The 14,837-nt window shown below is 70.1% G+C and carries 16 protein-coding genes; 5 read left to right on the top strand and 11 right to left on the bottom strand.

Annotated elements, in window-relative coordinates; genetic code table 11:
- The 3 genes from ACWGDX_RS22980 (at position 1) to ACWGDX_RS22970 (ending at position 3,433) form a co-directional block, all read left to right on the top strand.
- Positions 1-1,494 carry an MFS transporter gene (locus ACWGDX_RS22980; protein WP_453628299.1) on the top strand — a complete coding sequence of 498 codons (1,494 nt, stop codon included), beginning with the start codon at positions 1-3 and terminating at the stop codon, positions 1,492-1,494.
- Positions 1,495-1,551: 57 nt separating this feature from the next.
- Positions 1,552-2,394, top strand: a complete 843-nt coding sequence (locus tag ACWGDX_RS22975) for a chitosanase (protein WP_453628297.1) — start codon at positions 1,552-1,554, stop codon at positions 2,392-2,394.
- A gap of 181 nt (positions 2,395-2,575) precedes the next feature.
- Positions 2,576-3,433 carry a chitosanase gene (locus tag ACWGDX_RS22970; protein WP_453628295.1) on the top strand — a complete coding sequence of 286 codons (858 nt, stop codon included), beginning with the start codon at positions 2,576-2,578 and terminating at the stop codon, positions 3,431-3,433.
- An 88-nt stretch (positions 3,434-3,521) separates the two neighbouring features.
- Here the strand turns inward: ACWGDX_RS22970 and ACWGDX_RS22965 are convergent, their stop codons facing one another.
- The 11 genes from ACWGDX_RS22965 to ACWGDX_RS22915 all read right to left on the bottom strand — a co-directional run bounded on the left by ACWGDX_RS22965 (position 3,522) and on the right by ACWGDX_RS22915 (position 12,637).
- Positions 3,522-4,898 (bottom strand): 8-oxoguanine deaminase, encoded by a 1,377-nt coding sequence (locus tag ACWGDX_RS22965; RefSeq protein WP_453628293.1) that lies wholly within the window; start codon positions 4,896-4,898, stop codon positions 3,522-3,524.
- A 113-nt stretch (positions 4,899-5,011) separates the two neighbouring features.
- Positions 5,012-5,950, bottom strand: a complete 939-nt coding sequence (gene pucL, locus ACWGDX_RS22960) for a factor-independent urate hydroxylase (RefSeq protein WP_453628292.1) — start codon at positions 5,948-5,950, stop codon at positions 5,012-5,014.
- Between the two features lie 6 nt (positions 5,951-5,956).
- Positions 5,957-6,451: a hydroxyisourate hydrolase gene (locus ACWGDX_RS22955; RefSeq protein WP_453628290.1), complete on the bottom strand. Its 495-nt coding sequence runs from the start codon at positions 6,449-6,451 to the stop codon at positions 5,957-5,959.
- Positions 6,448-6,978: a 2-oxo-4-hydroxy-4-carboxy-5-ureidoimidazoline decarboxylase gene (gene uraD / locus ACWGDX_RS22950; protein ID WP_453628288.1), complete on the bottom strand. Its 531-nt coding sequence runs from the start codon at positions 6,976-6,978 to the stop codon at positions 6,448-6,450. The genes ACWGDX_RS22955 and uraD overlap by 4 nt, the downstream gene beginning before the upstream one ends.
- 207 nt (positions 6,979-7,185) lie before the next feature.
- A complete protein-coding gene (locus ACWGDX_RS22945) occupies positions 7,186-7,569 on the bottom strand; it encodes a helix-turn-helix domain-containing protein (protein WP_453628286.1) in 384 nt (127 codons plus the stop codon).
- Positions 7,566-7,874 carry a hypothetical protein gene (locus ACWGDX_RS22940; RefSeq protein ID WP_453628284.1) on the bottom strand — a complete coding sequence of 103 codons (309 nt, stop codon included), beginning with the start codon at positions 7,872-7,874 and terminating at the stop codon, positions 7,566-7,568. Before ACWGDX_RS22940 ends, ACWGDX_RS22945 begins: the two co-directional genes overlap by 4 nt.
- Before the next feature lie 38 nt (positions 7,875-7,912).
- On the bottom strand, positions 7,913-8,329 hold the full coding sequence (locus tag ACWGDX_RS22935; RefSeq protein ID WP_453628414.1) for a tyrosine-type recombinase/integrase: 417 nt from the start codon (positions 8,327-8,329) through the stop codon (positions 7,913-7,915).
- Positions 8,326-9,255 (bottom strand): S1 family peptidase, encoded by a 930-nt coding sequence (locus ACWGDX_RS22930; protein WP_453628282.1) that lies wholly within the window; start codon positions 9,253-9,255, stop codon positions 8,326-8,328. Before ACWGDX_RS22930 ends, ACWGDX_RS22935 begins: the two co-directional genes overlap by 4 nt.
- A gap of 127 nt (positions 9,256-9,382) precedes the next feature.
- Entirely contained in the window at positions 9,383-10,447 is a 1,065-nt protein-coding gene (locus ACWGDX_RS22925; protein WP_453628281.1) for a hypothetical protein, read from the bottom strand.
- 575 nt (positions 10,448-11,022) lie between these two features.
- Positions 11,023-11,925, bottom strand: a complete 903-nt coding sequence (gene ddaH / locus ACWGDX_RS22920; RefSeq protein ID WP_453628279.1) for a dimethylargininase — start codon at positions 11,923-11,925, stop codon at positions 11,023-11,025.
- A 133-nt stretch (positions 11,926-12,058) separates the two neighbouring features.
- The gene (locus ACWGDX_RS22915) at positions 12,059-12,637 is read right to left on the bottom strand and encodes an Lrp/AsnC family transcriptional regulator (protein ID WP_453628277.1); all 579 of its coding nucleotides are present in this window, start codon (positions 12,635-12,637) and stop codon (positions 12,059-12,061) included.
- A gap of 210 nt (positions 12,638-12,847) precedes the next feature.
- On the opposite strand from ACWGDX_RS22915, the gene ACWGDX_RS22910 reads away from it, so the two are divergent.
- Together ACWGDX_RS22910 and ACWGDX_RS22905 are read left to right on the top strand one after the other, a co-directional pair.
- Positions 12,848-13,690: a TIM barrel protein gene (locus ACWGDX_RS22910; RefSeq protein WP_453628275.1), complete on the top strand. Its 843-nt coding sequence runs from the start codon at positions 12,848-12,850 to the stop codon at positions 13,688-13,690.
- A 55-nt stretch (positions 13,691-13,745) separates the two neighbouring features.
- Entirely contained in the window at positions 13,746-14,636 is an 891-nt protein-coding gene (locus ACWGDX_RS22905; protein WP_453628273.1) for a 2-hydroxy-3-oxopropionate reductase, read from the top strand.
- The last annotated feature ends 201 nt before the right edge of the window (positions 14,637-14,837 follow it).

Below are 14,837 nucleotides of genomic sequence, written 5' to 3'. Positions count from 1 at the left end.
ATGGACAGGGTCGTACCACCCTCTCGTCACTCCCGCTGGACAGCGCTGACCGTGCTGTGCGCGGGGACTCTGATGACCGTCCTCGACGGCAGTGTCGTCACCGTGGCGATGCCCGCGATCCAGTCCGGTCTCGGCTTCTCCCCGGCCGGTCTCGCCTGGGTCGTCAACGCCTATCTCATCGCCTTCGCCGGGCTCCTGCTGCTGGCCGGGCGGCTCGGTGATCTCATCGGCAGGCGGCGGATGTTCGTCTCGGGACTGGCCGTGTTCACCGCCGCCTCGGTGCTCTGCGGGGTCTCCACCGACCCGGGCACCCTGATCGCCGCGCGCTTCCTCCAGGGCGTCGGAGGGGCGATGACCTCGGCGGTCGTCCTGGGGATGCTGGTCGCCCTCTTCGAGGAGGGACGTGACCGGACCAGGGCCATCGCCGTGTTCAGCGCGGTGGGGGCCGCGGGCGGCGCGCTCGGCACCTTTCTCGGCGGCGCCCTCACCTCGGCGCTCGGCTGGCACTCGATCTTCCTGATCAATCTGCCGATCGGGGTGGCCGCGCTGATCGCCGCCACGCGCGTGCTGGAGAACGACCGCGGACAGGGTCTCGGCAAGGGCGCCGACTACCCGGGCGCGGTGCTGGTCACGGCGGCGCTGATGCTCGGTGTCCACACCATCGTCAAGGCCGCCGACCACGGCTGGGCCGCCCCCCGCACCCTCGGTTTCGGCGGACTCTCCGTACTACTGCTCGCGGCCTTCGCCGTACGGCAGTCGTACGCGGCCGATCCCCTGCTGCGTCCACGGCTGCTGCGCTCGCGGACCCTGGTGGGCGCGAATCTCGTCCAGCTTCTGATGGTCGCCGGGATGTTCACCTTCCAGTATCTCGGCGCGCTCTACATCCAGCGGGTGCTGGGCTACGACGCGTTGCTGACGGGCATCGCGTTCCTGCCCGCGCCGGTCGTCATCGGGGTGCTGATGCTGGGCCTCTCGGCCCGGGTGACCGTACGGTACGGGCCCCGGCGGGTGCTGCTCGCCGGACTCGTGCTGATCGTCGCCGGGCTGACGCTGTTCGGGCGGGCGCCCGCGGACGGTACGTACGCCGCCGACGTGCTGCCCGTGATGCTGCTGCTCGGTGTCGGCTTCGGTATCGCCATGCCGGCGCTCACGGGCCTGGCGATGACGGGCGTACGGCCGCGGGACGGCGGTCTCGCGTCGGGCCTGTTCAGCACCGGCCAGGTGGTCGGCGGCGCGCTCGGTCTCGCCGTCACCACGACGCTCGCCTCCGGCCGCACGAGTGAGCTGCTCGGGGCGGGTGACGACGCGGTCTCGGCGCTGAGCGACGGCTACCGGCTCGCGTTCCGTACGGCGGCGGGTGTGGTCGTGGTGGCGCTCGCGCTGGCGGCGGCCCTTCTCCGTACGGAGGAGCCCCGACGAGCGAGGAAGTCCCGTACGGAGAAGCCGCGTGAGGAGAGGTCGCGCGGGAACAAGTCGAGCACTCCCGTAATCTGACGATACGGCCGGTGCACACCCAGAATCCGGTGCGCACCGCGACGAAGGGGCCGGTACGTGATCCATCCGCTCCGCCGGCTGCTGCTCGTCCTCCTGGCGCCGGTGCTCGCGCTCTGCGCCGCGTGCACGGCCGCCGCCCCCGCCGGGGACCCCGCCCCCTCCGCCGTCCCCGCCGCGCCGGCGGGGCTGGACGATCCGGCGAAGAAGGAGATCGCCATGCGGCTCGTCTCCAGCGCGGAGAACTCCTCGCTGGACTGGAAGGCCCAGTACGGCTACATCGAGGACATCGGCGACGGCCGCGGCTACACCGCCGGCATCATCGGATTCTGCACCGGCTGCGGCGATCTCCTGCTGGTCGTCCTGCGGTACACGGACGCGCGCCCCGGCAACCCCCTGGAGCGCTTCCTCCCGGCGCTGCGCGCGGTCCGGGGCAGCGCGTCCCACGAAGGGCTCGGCCGCGCCTTCACCGTCGCCTGGAAGAAGGCGGCCGAGGACCCCGCCCTGCGCGAGGCCCAGGACACGGAGCGCGACCGGGCGTACTTCGCCCCGGCCGTCACCCGGGCGAAGGCCGACGGGCTGGGCGCGCTGGGGCAGTTCATCTACTTCGACGCCTATGTGATGCACGGTTACGGCGACGGCAAGAACTCGGCCGGGTTCCGTACGATCCGCGAACAGGCCCTGCGGAAGGCCAGGCCGCCCGCCCGCGGAGGCGACGAGAGCGCGTATCTCGACGCGTTCCTGGACGCGCGTGTCGCCGCGATGCGCGCCGAACCGTCCCACGCGGACACCAGCCGCGTCGAGACGGCCCAACGGGTCTTCCTCGACCGGGGCAATCTGCGTCTGGACCCCCCGCTCGACTGGACGGTCTACGGCGACCGCTACCGCATCGCCGCGAAGTAGCGCGCGGCGCCCCGCACCCGGCGCCCCGCACCTGGGGTCCGGCTCCCGGTGCGTGACGGCGGTCGAAATACCGTCAACTGTCCGCCCCTCACTCCCTCTTCACATCCGCACGGGTATACGCCACCCCTCGCCTTTGGTAGGAAAGCTTCCTAACAGATAAGCGCAACCAGGAACTCTCCCCATGGAGGTCAGGGTGCCCACCCCCCACGTACGCACTGTCCTGCTCGCACTGACACTGATCGCCGTTCCCCTCACCGCCACCACCACGGCGAACGCGGCACCGGAGCCCGCCGCCGGCGACCGCGCCGCCCTCGCGCCCGCCGCCGCGGCGGTGGGACTCGACGACCCGGTGAAGAAGGAGATCGCCATGCAGCTCGTCTCCAGCGCGGAGAACTCCTCGCTGGACTGGAAGGCCCAGTACGGCTACATCGAGGACATCGGCGACGGCCGCGGCTACACCGCCGGCATCATCGGATTCTGTTCCGGTACGGGCGACATGCTGGACCTCGTCGAGCTGTACACCGGCCGCAAGCCGGGCAACCCGCTCGCCACGTATCTGCCCGCCCTGCGGCGGGTCGACGGCACCGACTCGCACCAGGGCCTCGACCCGGGCTACACCTCGGCCTGGAAGCAGGCGGCCAAGGACTCCGCGTTCAAGACCGCGCAGAACGACGAGCGCGACCGGGTCTACTTCAACCCCGCCGTGAACCGCGCCAAGCAGGACAAGCTCGGCACGCTCGGGCAGTTCGCGTACTACGACGCCATCGTGATGCACGGCGACGGCGGCGACAGCACCAGCTTCAGCAGCATCCGCAAGCGCGCCCTGGCCAAGGCGAAGACACCGGCCCAGGGCGGCGACGAGAAGCAGTATCTGCACGCCTTCCTCGACGCCCGGGTCTGGGCGATGAAGCAGGAGGAGGCGCACGAGGACACCAGCCGGGTGGACACCGCGCAGCGGGTGTTCCTCAACAAGGGCAATCTGAACCTGGACCCGCCGCTGGACTGGAAGGTCTACGGCGACAGCTTCCACATCGGCTGAACGAGCCGGTGACAGGGCGCGGACGGTAGTACGGCGGGTACGGCACCCCTGGCTCCACCGGTGCCGTACCCGCTCCCCGACCGGACCGTCAGCCCTCCGCGGCGATCCGCGCCAGGCGCCGGGCCTCGCTCCGTGTCTCACGGGCGACGGCGTCCTCGTCCACCGTGGTCAGACGGCCGTCCTCGACCACCGTCTCGCCGTTGACCAGGGAGAGGGTGACGGGCGCGGCGGCGCCGAAGACCAGCGCGACGACCGGGTCCGCGATCGAGGCATGGGCGAGCGTGTCCAGCTTCCAGAGCACGAGATCCGCGAGCTTGCCCGGCTCGATCGACCCGATCTGGGCGGCGCGGCCGAGGACCTGAGCACCACCGTACGTACCGAGCCGGAGCGCCTGACGCGCGTTCAGGGCGCTCTCGCGCCGCGCGCCGAGGCGGTTGATGAGCAGGGCGTTGCGCAGCTCGGTGTGGAGTTCGCCCGACTCGTTGGAGGCGGTCCCGTCGACACCGAGACCGACCGGGACACCCGCCGCGAGCATCTCGGGGACTCTGGCGATTCCGGCGCCGAGCCGGGCGTTGGAGGACGGGCAGTGCGCCACCCCCGTACCCGTACGCGCGAACGCGGCGATGTCGGAGTCGTTCATATGGACGCAGTGGGCCATCCACACATCGGAGCCGAGCCAGCCGGTCGACTCGAAGTAGTCGGTGGGCCCCATCCCGAACAGCTCCTTGCAGAACTGCTCCTCCTCCATGGTCTCACTGCCGTGGGTATGCAGCCTCACGCCCTTGCGGCGGGCCAACTCCGCGCCCTGACTGAGCAGTTCGGTGGAGACGGAGAACGGCGAGCAGGGTGCGACAGCGATCTGGGTCATCGCGTCGAACGCGGGGTCGTGGTGGCGGTCGACGGTCTCCTCGGTGGCGGCGAGCGCGCTGTCGAGGGACTCGACGGCGAAGTCAGGGGGCAGCCCGCCGTCCGAGGCGCCCCGGTCCATGGAGCCACGGGCGAGGGTGAACCGTACGCCCGTCTCCGCGGCGGCCCCGATGATCGCGCCGGACAGATCGCCCGTGCCGCGCGGATAGACGTAGTGGTGGTCCATGGCGGTGGTGACCCCGCCCCGGGCCATCATCGCGAGTGAGCCGCGCGCCGCCGCCCGTACCATCGGCTCGTCGATCCGCGCCCAGACCGGATAGAGCGCCACCAGCCAGTCGAAGAGGTTGTGGTCGGTGGCGAGCCCGCGGGTGATCCACTGGTAGAAGTGGTGGTGCGTATTGACCAGGCCGGGGGTGACGAGATGGCCGGTGCCGTCGATACGGCGGACCACCCGCTCCAGAGCGGCGGGAGCCCGGCCCGCGCCGACCGACTCGATCCGGTTGCCCGCGACGACGACATGTCCCGAGGCGTACTCGGTGTCGTGCGCGTCCACCGTCGCGATGGCGCAGTTCTCGATGACAATGCGCGAAGCCGCCATGGCGGTTCCTCTTCCTGTCCTCGGGCGTCGGCCCTGATCCATCGGATTCACCGGATTCACCGGATCCACCGGATTGGTCGGGCTCATGGGGCTCATGGGGCTCATGGGATTGTTCAAAGACGGGCGAGGTCGACCGGGATGCGCGCCTCGGCCCCGTCACGCAGGACGGTGGCCTCGATCAGTCCGTAGGGACGGTCGGCCGCGAAGTAGACCTCGTTGTCGTTCTCCAGCCCGAAGGGCTCCAGATCGACCAGGAAGTGGTGCTTGTTCGGCAGGGAGAACCGGATCTCGTCGATCTCGTCGCGGTTCTCGATCACGCTCGTACCCATCTGGTAGAGGGTCTGCTGGAGCGAGAGCGAGTAGGTCTCGGCGAAGGTCCGGAGGATGTGCTTCCGCGTCCGCGCGTAGGACTCGTCCCAGTCCGGCGCCGGTTCGTCGCCGCCCGACCAGTGGTAGCGCCATCGCGCGGAGACATCGGTCGCGAGGATGCGGTCGTACGCCTCCCGGAGCGTTGTGTACTTGTCCTTGGCGTAGCCCCAGAATTCGGAGTTCGTCGAGTTCAGCACGGTCAGATCCGTCAGCCCGGAGACGACCTCCCAGCTCTCGCCGTCGAAAATGACCTGGGCGAGACGGGTCTCCTGGCCCGTACGGACGAAGGAGTGCCTGGGCTCCTCCGCCGGGCCGGCACCGGTCCCGGCACCGGAGGAGTCGTCGCCGGAGGTGTCGATACGCTCCCAGGTGTACTCCTCGATCCGGATACGCGCCCGGTGTATCGGCTCCTGGCTGGTCACGAAGTGCCGGGCGAGATGGATACCGAACTGCTCGGCCGACTCGATGCCGTACTCCTTGGCGAACGCGTACACCGTGTTCTTGGTGGTGTCGGTCGGCAGGACATGGGTGTTGGAACCGGAGTGGTGGACGTCCGCCATGTCTCCGGAGAGGGAGACGGAGACGTTCAGGTCCTTGATGTGATGGGTACGGCCGTCCCGCGTGATCCTGACGACGCGGCTCTCCGCTTTGCCGTACTGGTTCTGGCCGAGAATCGTGGACATGACTCGCTAGCTCCCTCGGTATACGGAGTAGCCGAACGGGCTGAGCAGCAGTGGTACGTGATAGTGCTCGCCGGGGCTGACGGTGAAGGTGATCGTCACCTCCGGGAAGAACGGCGCGCCGCCGCCCGGTGCGCGGGGGGTGACCGCGCGGGAGGTGTCCTGCCGCGACTCGGCTCGGTCTCCGGTTCGGTCTCCGGGACGGTCTCCGGCTGCGGCCCCGGCTCGGTCCCCGCTGACGAAATACGCCTCGGTCCCGAAGTCGAGACGTACCTGTGCCGTGCCCGCCGGCAGCGCCGGCAGGTCCTTGCAGCGCCCGTCCGCGTCGGTGCGCGAGCCGCCGAGCGCCACCCACGCGGCGCCGGGACCGCTCCGGGCCGCGAGCGAGACGGCGACACCCCCGGCGGGGCGTCCGACGCCGGTGTCCAGGATGTGCGTGGACACCGAAGCGGCGGGCGGAGCGGTGGGCGAATCGGCGGGCGGATCGGCGGGCGCGGTGCTCATGAGTCCTGGTCCTCTGCCACGGGGTCCTCCGTCACCAGACGGGTGAGCCGGATACGGTTGATCTTCCCCAGTTCGGCGCGCGCGATCGCGCGTTCCCGCTCGGGCGTGTGCGCCAGCCGCTCCTTCAGCGCGTCACGCATCCGCTCACCGGTCGCGCCGGTGGCACAGATCAGGAAGACATGTCCGAACCGGTCCTGGTAGGCCAGATTCAGTTCGAGCAGCTCGGCCCTCAGCTCCTCGGAGGCACCGGCCATCCCCCGCTGTTCACGGGAGGAGGCGGGATCTCCGGGCCTGGGCCGGCCGATCGGCGGATGCCCCGCCATCGCCTCGGTCAGCTCCGCGTCGGTCAGCTCACCCGTCGCGGTGTCGCCGGCGGCCAGCAGGGCGTCGGTGGTGGCGTACGGGCGCCGGGCGAGCAGTTTCCTCCCCCACGCCGGACTGGCGCACACCTCGTGCAGCGCGGCCAGGACCGCGCGGTCGGAAGAGGTGTTGAACCGGGCCAGGCCCGATGGCGGTGTCGACGTCACGGGAGCCTCCGTGGCTGTGCTGGGCGCGCTGAGCACAGCTAACGCCCTCGGCTCCACAACGTCAACACTTTGTTGAAATCCCGTATACGGAAGGCCTCCCGCCGCCGCTCCCCCCGCCTCCGCTCGCCCTGCCTCCGCTCCCGCTCCCGGCCCCGCCTTCCTGGGGCGCTCCGGCGCCATGGCGCCACGGCACCGGGCGGCGGCTCGTCACACCCGATCACCCTTCGCCGCGTTCTCGCGGTTCAGGTAGTTGTAGACGGTGAAACGGCTGACCCCGAGGGCGCTCGCCACCGTCTCCACGCCATGACGTACGGAGAAGGCACCGCGCGCCTCCAGTATCCGTACAACCGACTGCTTGGTCCTGCGGTCGAGATCCGCGAGCGGCACACCGTGCTGCCGCTCCAGGGCCGCCAGGATGTGGTCCAGCGACTCCGAGAGCTGAGGCAGCCGTACGGCGAGGATGTCCGCGCCCTCCCAGGCGAGCACGACATCGTCGGGCAGGGCCTCCTGGGGCGCGAGCAGTTCGCCGCCCATGGCGTCCACCAGCGGCTTGACCGCCGTGATGAAGGGATGGTCCAGCGGCCCGGTCACCGGACTTCCTCCGCTCTCACCCGGCGCTCGCGGTCACCGTCGGTGTCGGTGTCGGCCGGATCGGCATCACCTATCACATTCACCTGGAGCGAGATCCGGGTGGCACCGACGGCCAGCGACCTGCGCAGCAGCGCGTCCACCGTGCTCAGCACCACTTCGGCGCCGCCCTCCGCCGTATTGCCGAAGGGCCCCACGTCGACGGCGTCCAGCGCGGCCCGCTGGACGATCTCGCGGGCCACCACCGCGTGCGCGGGCGCCTCGTCGAGGTCGAAGGGTTCGGTCGTGAACTCGACTCTCAATCGCACTGTGTCCCCATGACATCGGCTCCGACCTGCCCGTTCTCTCAGCGCTCCGGCTGAGAGGGCACATCCGGGGCACATTCCCCCCTCAGAGCACCGAACGCCTGGTCCACCGCCGCCCTGGCCTGTCGCTCCGACTCAGGAAAGAGATGGCTGTAGACGTTCAGGATCATCACGGCGTTGGCATGCCCCAGTCGCTCCGACACGACCTTAACGGACTCCCCCGCAGCGATCAGCGAAGATGCGTAGGCATGCCGTAGGGCGTGGGGTCCGGTGCCCTTGGACAGCTTGGCCTCGGCGACGACCGGACGGGACCCCGCGGTGAGACCTCCTCGTCGTCGGGGGGCACGAACGACCGGAGTCCGGCGCGGATCGGCGGCCGAACTCGCCGGCGTGGCGGTCCCGGGGTGAGGCGCGGCGTCTGCCGGGCGCGGATGCCGCTCGGGCGCCGACCGGGTCAGGTGAGCGTCAGCCCGTATGCGGTCAGTACCTCGTTGACCGGCTGCCAGTAGGTGATGCCCGACGTGGTGCAGGAGGTGGTGCCGCCGGACAGCAGTCCGAGCGCCAGGTTTCCGGAGAAGGAGGCCGCTCCGCTGTCGCCCGGGGCAGCGCAGGCGTTCGCGCGGAACAGCCCGTGGACGGCGCCGTTGGCGTAGTTGACGGACACGTTGACGGCCTGCACGGTGGCGGGCCGGCAGTTGTAACCGGCGATGCTGAACGGCATCCCGACCCGGGGCTCGGCGGACCCGGTGATGTCGATTTCGCTCTGCCCGCACCGGACGGTGCCCGGCCGGGGGATCGTGGAGTTGTCGTACCGGACGACCCCGTAGTCGTTGCCCGGGTAGCTGGAGCCGACCGTGGGGCCGATGGAGGTGGTGAGCGACGAGTCCAGGTACCAGTGGCTCACGTCCTTGGTGCAGTGTCCGGCGGTGACGAAGTAGTCCTGGCCGTTGTACACCGCGTTGAAGCCGAGCGAGGCCCTCGCGTCGAACCCGTAGATGTACTCGCCGCCCTTCACGAACGGCGTCATCTCACCGGCCGGCTCTCGCAGTTCGGCGGCGGTGGCCAGCTCGCCGGGGATCCGCTCGAACTTCAGCGCGTCGGCCAGCTCGCCCGCGGTGCGCCGGATGTGTCCGATCTCCCGGTCGGAGACCGTCTCGTCCACCGACACCAGCACCTTGCCGGTCGCCGGGTCCGCGCTCCACGCCGTGCCCGCGACGTCCGCCTCCAGCACGGCCTCCCGCACCGTGTTCAGCTCCGCGGCGCTGAACGTCCCGGCCGCGGTCTGGCCGTTCGCCGGGCTGGGCGCCAGTATCCCGGCGGCCAGCGCTACCAGTGCCCCAGCGACAGCTACCGACCTGACGCGGGTGGCACGCCTGTTCCTCATGTACGCCTCCTCTGTTCACACGATCCCGCCCTGTTGCGTTACGTGTTCATGACAGTCCTTTCCCCGGTTCGCCCCGGAGCGCACCTGGACTCCCGGCCGAAGCCGGGCGGCCGGGGTGGCAAGACGTTCAGTGTGTCTTGGGTGGGTTCACCGGTCGGGAGGCCGGCTCCTCGGGTGTGGCGGCTTCGGTCACGGAGCTTGCCCAGCCGACCATGGCATTGTCCTCAAGGCCGTCCTGGTCCGGAGCGAGTGCGTGTTCACAGCTGTGTCCCGCGTGCTGGATCGATACGTTCGTCCACGGGAAAGCGGGCCACCAGGGTGATTGGTCGCCGCTATCACCCGACAAGGCCCAGAATGTGATGAGTTCCCGATCGCTTTCGGTCAGCCGGTCGAACAACCCGACGTGTGCGAGAGGGCGGCGGCTTTCGGCGATCAGGGTGCCGGCGCAGTACATCATCTCTCGGTCCCCCGGCGAGATGGTCGTGTTCTCGGCCGCGGTCTCCACCCGATCGGCTCGCGCCACGGCGACGTCCGTCGTCATGCGCAGCAGGTCGAATTCGCCGCGGGGAACATGTGCCTGGAGTGTGGTGCGCAGTTTCTCGCCCGGACCGATCCACGCGTAGTCCTCGCCGACCGGCCCGACCTGAATCTGCTGAGGGGAGGCATAGGTGACGTAGGTGCTCAGGCGGGCCGCGGAGCCGTAGTTCCCGTCGAAGATCCGGCCGAAGGGGAGACTGTCGTGCGAGAGCGGCTTGTCCGACAGGGTTATACGTGTTCCGGTGATCTCGTACAGCGAGGTCAGCATCCGGACCGGTGTCTTGCCGGTGTTTTCCAGGGTGATCTCGGCGGTCAGTTCCAGCCTGTCCTTCCGTACCTCGACCTCGGTGATGCCGTTCTCCACCGCTACGACAGGCTGCGAGGTGGAAGGTTCGTAGAGCGCGGAGTACCAGAACGGAGGCAATGCGACGCCGGCTGCCAGCAACGCCGCGACCGCCCCCAATACCGCCGCCTTGATGGTGGCCTCACCGGATGGGCTCGTCACCGGAGGTGCGCTCGGGGGCGTTTCGCCAGGGCGCGGCTCCGGTGGGTGTGGTGCGTCCATCACCAGAAGGATCAGGGCGACCAGAGCCACGAGCAACGTAGTCCCGGCCGTAAGGGTCAGGACCGCTTGGAAGGTGAAGTTCGACTGCACACGGGAGATCACCCACCCCGTGGTGATGAGAGCGACGATGTCGGCGACGAGAGGGGCCCAACGACGCAGGGCCCCCGGTCGGCCGGCACGGTGCAGGGCCGTCGACATCCCCCCGGCGACCACCACGGCCGCGCACACAAGACCCAAACCGTCGGTCCTCACACCGAAGTCGTTGCCCCGGAACAGATCCGTGATCCCGACGTAGCCGAGAAGGACCCCGTATACGAGAAGCGACAGCCGAAGACCACGTACCACCCGGTGACCGAGATACGGCCGACGGCGGGAGCGCCCCGCGTCGGGCGGCTCGCCGGGCGGGGACACCCCACCGGAATCAGCCCTGCTCGGGGGTAACCGGTCGGGCTCGGGCCCAGTCTGCGAGGCTCCGCCGTCCGCCATCGTCCTCCTCCACGCGATACCGGTGCGGCAGCACAAGGGGCCGTGAACGCACGCGTCAGGCCCTCCGCGCGATTATCAGCCGCCACGACTTCGACGAAGAGGTCGTACGGCGCTCGTAAAGATATTGCATAAGGTCCCGGTTCGGCGGGTCAGCACAGATCAGCGTGCGTTCCCGCGGGTCAGAGCGACTCAGCAGGACTTGGCTCTCCGTCGCGTCGGGCCTCCGCCGCACCGCCCCGGGACGAGGACGACCTCAACCGACGGTCCGACGAGCCGCGGATCTCCTGGGTGCAGCATTTGGCCCCGCCGCCCGCCTTGTGGAACTCGGACAGCTCGACGGGCACCGGGACATAACCGCGCCGGGTGAGGCCTTCGGCGAGACCCGTGGCACCCGGACTGGTGATCACATGGCGGCCGTCCGAGACGGAGTTCAGTCCGAAGGCCATGGCGTCGTCCAGGGTGGCGATCAGCGCGTCGGGGAAGAGCCGCTCCAGCACCTGGCGGCTCTCCGGCGAGAAGGCCCCTGGGTAGTACGCGACATTCTCGTCGTCCAGGGCGAACAGCGCGGTGTCCAGGTGATAGAAGTACGGGTCCACGAGACGGAGGCCGACCGTGGGCACCCCGAAGTACTCCCGCGCCTCCTGGTGCGCCGCGACCGTCGTACGGAAACCGGTCCCGGCCAGGAGGAGACCGCCGACCGGCACGAAGTCGCCCTCGCCCTCGCACACGGTCCGCGGGGTGTGCACCTCGAACCCCGCCGCCGTGAACCACCGCGCGTACGCCCCGGCCTCGGGGCGCCGCTGCGGCGCGTGGAACCGGGACCCGAGGACCCTGCCCCCGAGCACCAGCGCCGCGTTGGCGGTGAACACCATGTCGGGCAGTCCGGCGACGGGTTCAACCGTCTCCACCGTATGGCCGAGATCGCGGTAGACGCGCACGAGCGACTCCCACTGGGCGCGCGCGAGGGCGGTGTCGACGGGCGTCCCTCCACTCATCCAGGGGTTGATGGCGTAGCTGACGTCGAAGTGGCGGGGTTCGCAGGTCAGATAGCGCCGGGGCCGGGGCACACGAAGGGGCGGCACGGAGTTTCCTCTCGCCGACGGGGGATGTCCCAACGATAGGAAGGAGAGGAGAGGGCCCTCAAGGAACGGGACTTGCGCGCGGGCGCCGGAACGCTGCGTCGTGGGGCCGTTCGGCGGCTGTTCGTTGCGTCGGTCACGTCGGACGGTGTGGCGGCACGTCGGACAGGGTGGCGGCGGGTGCGTCGCACGGCATGGCGGCGGGTGCGTCGGAGCGCGCGTCGGGCCGTGCGCCGGGGGCCGCGGCGGGACTTCCGGCCTCGGGGCTGTTGGGCAGCAGATGGGTCAGTACGACAAAGCTGTTGGTACGGGTGACGAACGGCTCGGCCCGGATCCGCTCCAGCACCTCCTCGAAATGGCCGATGTCCGCGGCCCTGATGTGCAGCAGGGCGTCGGCGCCACCGGTCACGGTCACCGCCGCCACCACCTCGGGATGGTTCCGGGTGACTTCGGCGAGCCGCCGTGGCGGCGCCGCGCCGTCGCAGAAGACCTCGACATACGCCTCGGTGCGCCAGCCGAGCGCGGCGGGCCGCACGATGGTGGTGAATCCGGTGATCACATCGTCGTCGCGCATCCGGTCGACCCTGCGCTTGACCGCGGGGGCCGACAGTCCGACCGCCTGGCCGATCTCGGTGAAGCTGCTCCTGGCGTTGGCGATGAGCGCCGCGAGAATCCGCCGGTCGAGCTCGTCGAGCACCGGCTGCCGATACGCCATGGGAGCCTCCGCCTTCTCGTGTCCTCGTACGGATTATGGTCCGGCGCGCTCGCGCCGCGTCAGAACCATGTCCGGCCACCCGGCTGCTGTCCGGCTGCCGATTTCCGCCGTGTTCACCTGTCACCTCTTGACAGCCCAGGAGCCCCAGAGGCAGGATTTCCATAAAGCAGAAGATAACTTCCGCAATACGGAAGGAGCGTCTGACTCCTCATGGCCCCTCTCACCACGAACGGGCGCGGCGCAGAGCAGCGCTTCGATGTGAACCTGTCCATCCTCTTCACCGAGCTTCCCCTGCTGGAGCGCCCCGCCGCCGCGGCGGCCGCGGGCTTCACCGCCGTGGAGCTGTGGTGGCCCTGGATCGACACCCCCACCCCGCCGCAGAGCGAGCTGGACGCGCTCAAGAGGGCGCTCGACGACGCCGGGACCCAGCTCGTGGGGCTGAACTTCTACGCCGGCCGGCTCCCGGGACCGGACCGCGGCGCGGTCTCCGTGCCCGGTGAGGAGGCCGAGCGGTTCCGCGCCAATGTCACGGTCGCGGCCGGCTTCGCCGCGTCCGTCGACTGCCCGGCGCTCAACGCGCTGTACGGCAACCGCGTCGAGGGCGTCGACCCGCACCTCCAGGACACCCTCGCCCTGGACAATCTGGTGCTGGCCGCCCGCGCGGCGAGCGACGCCGGGGCGATCCTGCTGATCGAGGCGCTCAACAAGCCGGAGTCCCCGCTCTACCCGCTGGTGAGCGCGGAGTCCGCGATCGCGGTCGTGGACCGGGTCAACGAGGCCACGGGGCTCGACAACGCCGCGTTCCTGCTCGATCTCTACCATCTGTCGATGAACGGCGAGGACCTCAACGAGGTCATCGACCGCCATGCCGACCAGACCGGCCATGTACAGATCGCGGACAATCCGGGCCGGGGCGCTCCGGGCACCGGAGCGCTGCCGCTGGACGATCTCATCGGGCGGCTGCGGAAGGCCGGTTACGCCGGCTGGATCGGCCTGGAGTACAAGCCGGGGGACCGTCCGAGCGCCGAGGCCTTCGACTGGCTCGCCAACTGACCACCGTCACGCGTGTGCCGTGACGCACGCGCGTGTGCTGAAAGAGGGCACCCTCATGAGCAATCCTCCCAAGATCGCGTGGATCGGCCTCGGCATCATGGGCTCACCCATGTCCGAGAACCTGATCAAGGCCGGTTACCCGGTGACCGGCTTCACCCTGGAGCAGCCCAAGCTGGACCGGCTGGCCGCGGCCGGCGGCTCGGTCGCGGGCTCGGTCGCCGAAGCGGTACGGGACGCCGATGTGATCGTCACGATGGTGCCCGCCTCTCCCCAGGTCGAGGCGATCGCCTATGGCGAGGACGGCATCCTGGAGAACGCCCGGCGGGGCGCGCTGCTGATCGACATGTCGTCCATCACCCCGCGGACCTCGGTGGATCTGGCCAGGAACGCGGCCGAGAAGGGCATCCGGGTGCTGGACGCCCCCGTCTCCGGTGGCGAGGCCGGCGCCGTCGAGGCGGTGCTCTCCATCATGGTCGGCGGTGAGCGGGCCGACTTCGACGAGGCCAGGCCGCTGTTCGACGCCCTCGGCAAAACCATCGTGCTGTGCGGGCCGCACGGTTCGGGCCAGACGGTGAAGGCCGCCAACCAGCTCATCGTCGCGGTCAATATCCAGGCGTGCGCCGAGGCCGTGGTCTTCCTGGAGAAGTCCGGGGTGGACCTCACGGCGGCCCTCGATGTCCTCAACGGCGGTCTGGCCGGGTCGACCGTACTGACCCGCAAGAAGGACAACTTCCTGAACCGCGACTTCAAGCCCGGCTTCCGGATCGATCTGCACCACAAGGACATGGGCATCGTCACGGACGCCGCCCGTGCGGTGGGTGCCGCGCTTCCGGTGGGGGCCGTGGTCGCCCAACTGGTCGCCTCCCTGCGCGCGCAGGGCGACGGCGGCCTGGACCACTCCGCACTGCTGCGCTCCGTCGAGCGCCTCTCCGGCGAGCAGGTCTGACTCCCGGGCCCCAGGGCCCCTACGGCTCTCAGGCCCCGGGACCAGGACCGCCGCCGGACCTCCGAACCCGGGCGGCGCCAGCGCTGACACCTGTCCTGTCGCGCCCAGGCGCTGCCGCCGCCCGGAACCACACCGGAGCGGGGGGGCCCGGGGTGGCCCCGGGCCCCGCGCCGGCCGGCGCCCCGGGGGTATAAAAAAAAA

Source organism: Streptomyces sp. NPDC055025, from assembly GCF_053608565.1.
The sequence above is the reverse complement of the archived record's forward strand: the minus strand, read 5'-3'. Positions and strand labels throughout refer to the sequence as shown.

Excerpts from the sequence above, each read along its gene's own strand:
- ACWGDX_RS22915 (WP_453628277.1), bottom strand. The coding sequence starts at position 12,637 with ATGGCGTATCGGCAGCCGGTGCTCGACGAGCTCGACCGGCGGATTCTC.
- ACWGDX_RS22980 (WP_453628299.1), top strand. The coding sequence starts at position 1 with ATGGACAGGGTCGTACCACCCTCTCGTCACTCCCGCTGGACAGCGCTG.
- ACWGDX_RS22970 (WP_453628295.1), top strand. The coding sequence starts at position 2,576 with ATGGAGGTCAGGGTGCCCACCCCCCACGTACGCACTGTCCTGCTCGCA.
- ACWGDX_RS22905 (WP_453628273.1), top strand. The coding sequence starts at position 13,746 with ATGAGCAATCCTCCCAAGATCGCGTGGATCGGCCTCGGCATCATGGGC.
- pucL (WP_453628292.1), bottom strand. The coding sequence starts at position 5,950 with ATGTCCACGATTCTCGGCCAGAACCAGTACGGCAAAGCGGAGAGCCGC.
- ACWGDX_RS22965 (WP_453628293.1), bottom strand. The coding sequence starts at position 4,898 with ATGGCGGCTTCGCGCATTGTCATCGAGAACTGCGCCATCGCGACGGTG.
- ACWGDX_RS22910 (WP_453628275.1), top strand. The coding sequence starts at position 12,848 with ATGGCCCCTCTCACCACGAACGGGCGCGGCGCAGAGCAGCGCTTCGAT.
- ACWGDX_RS22955 (WP_453628290.1), bottom strand. The coding sequence starts at position 6,451 with ATGAGCACCGCGCCCGCCGATCCGCCCGCCGATTCGCCCACCGCTCCG.
- ACWGDX_RS22930 (WP_453628282.1), bottom strand. The coding sequence starts at position 9,255 with ATGAGGAACAGGCGTGCCACCCGCGTCAGGTCGGTAGCTGTCGCTGGG.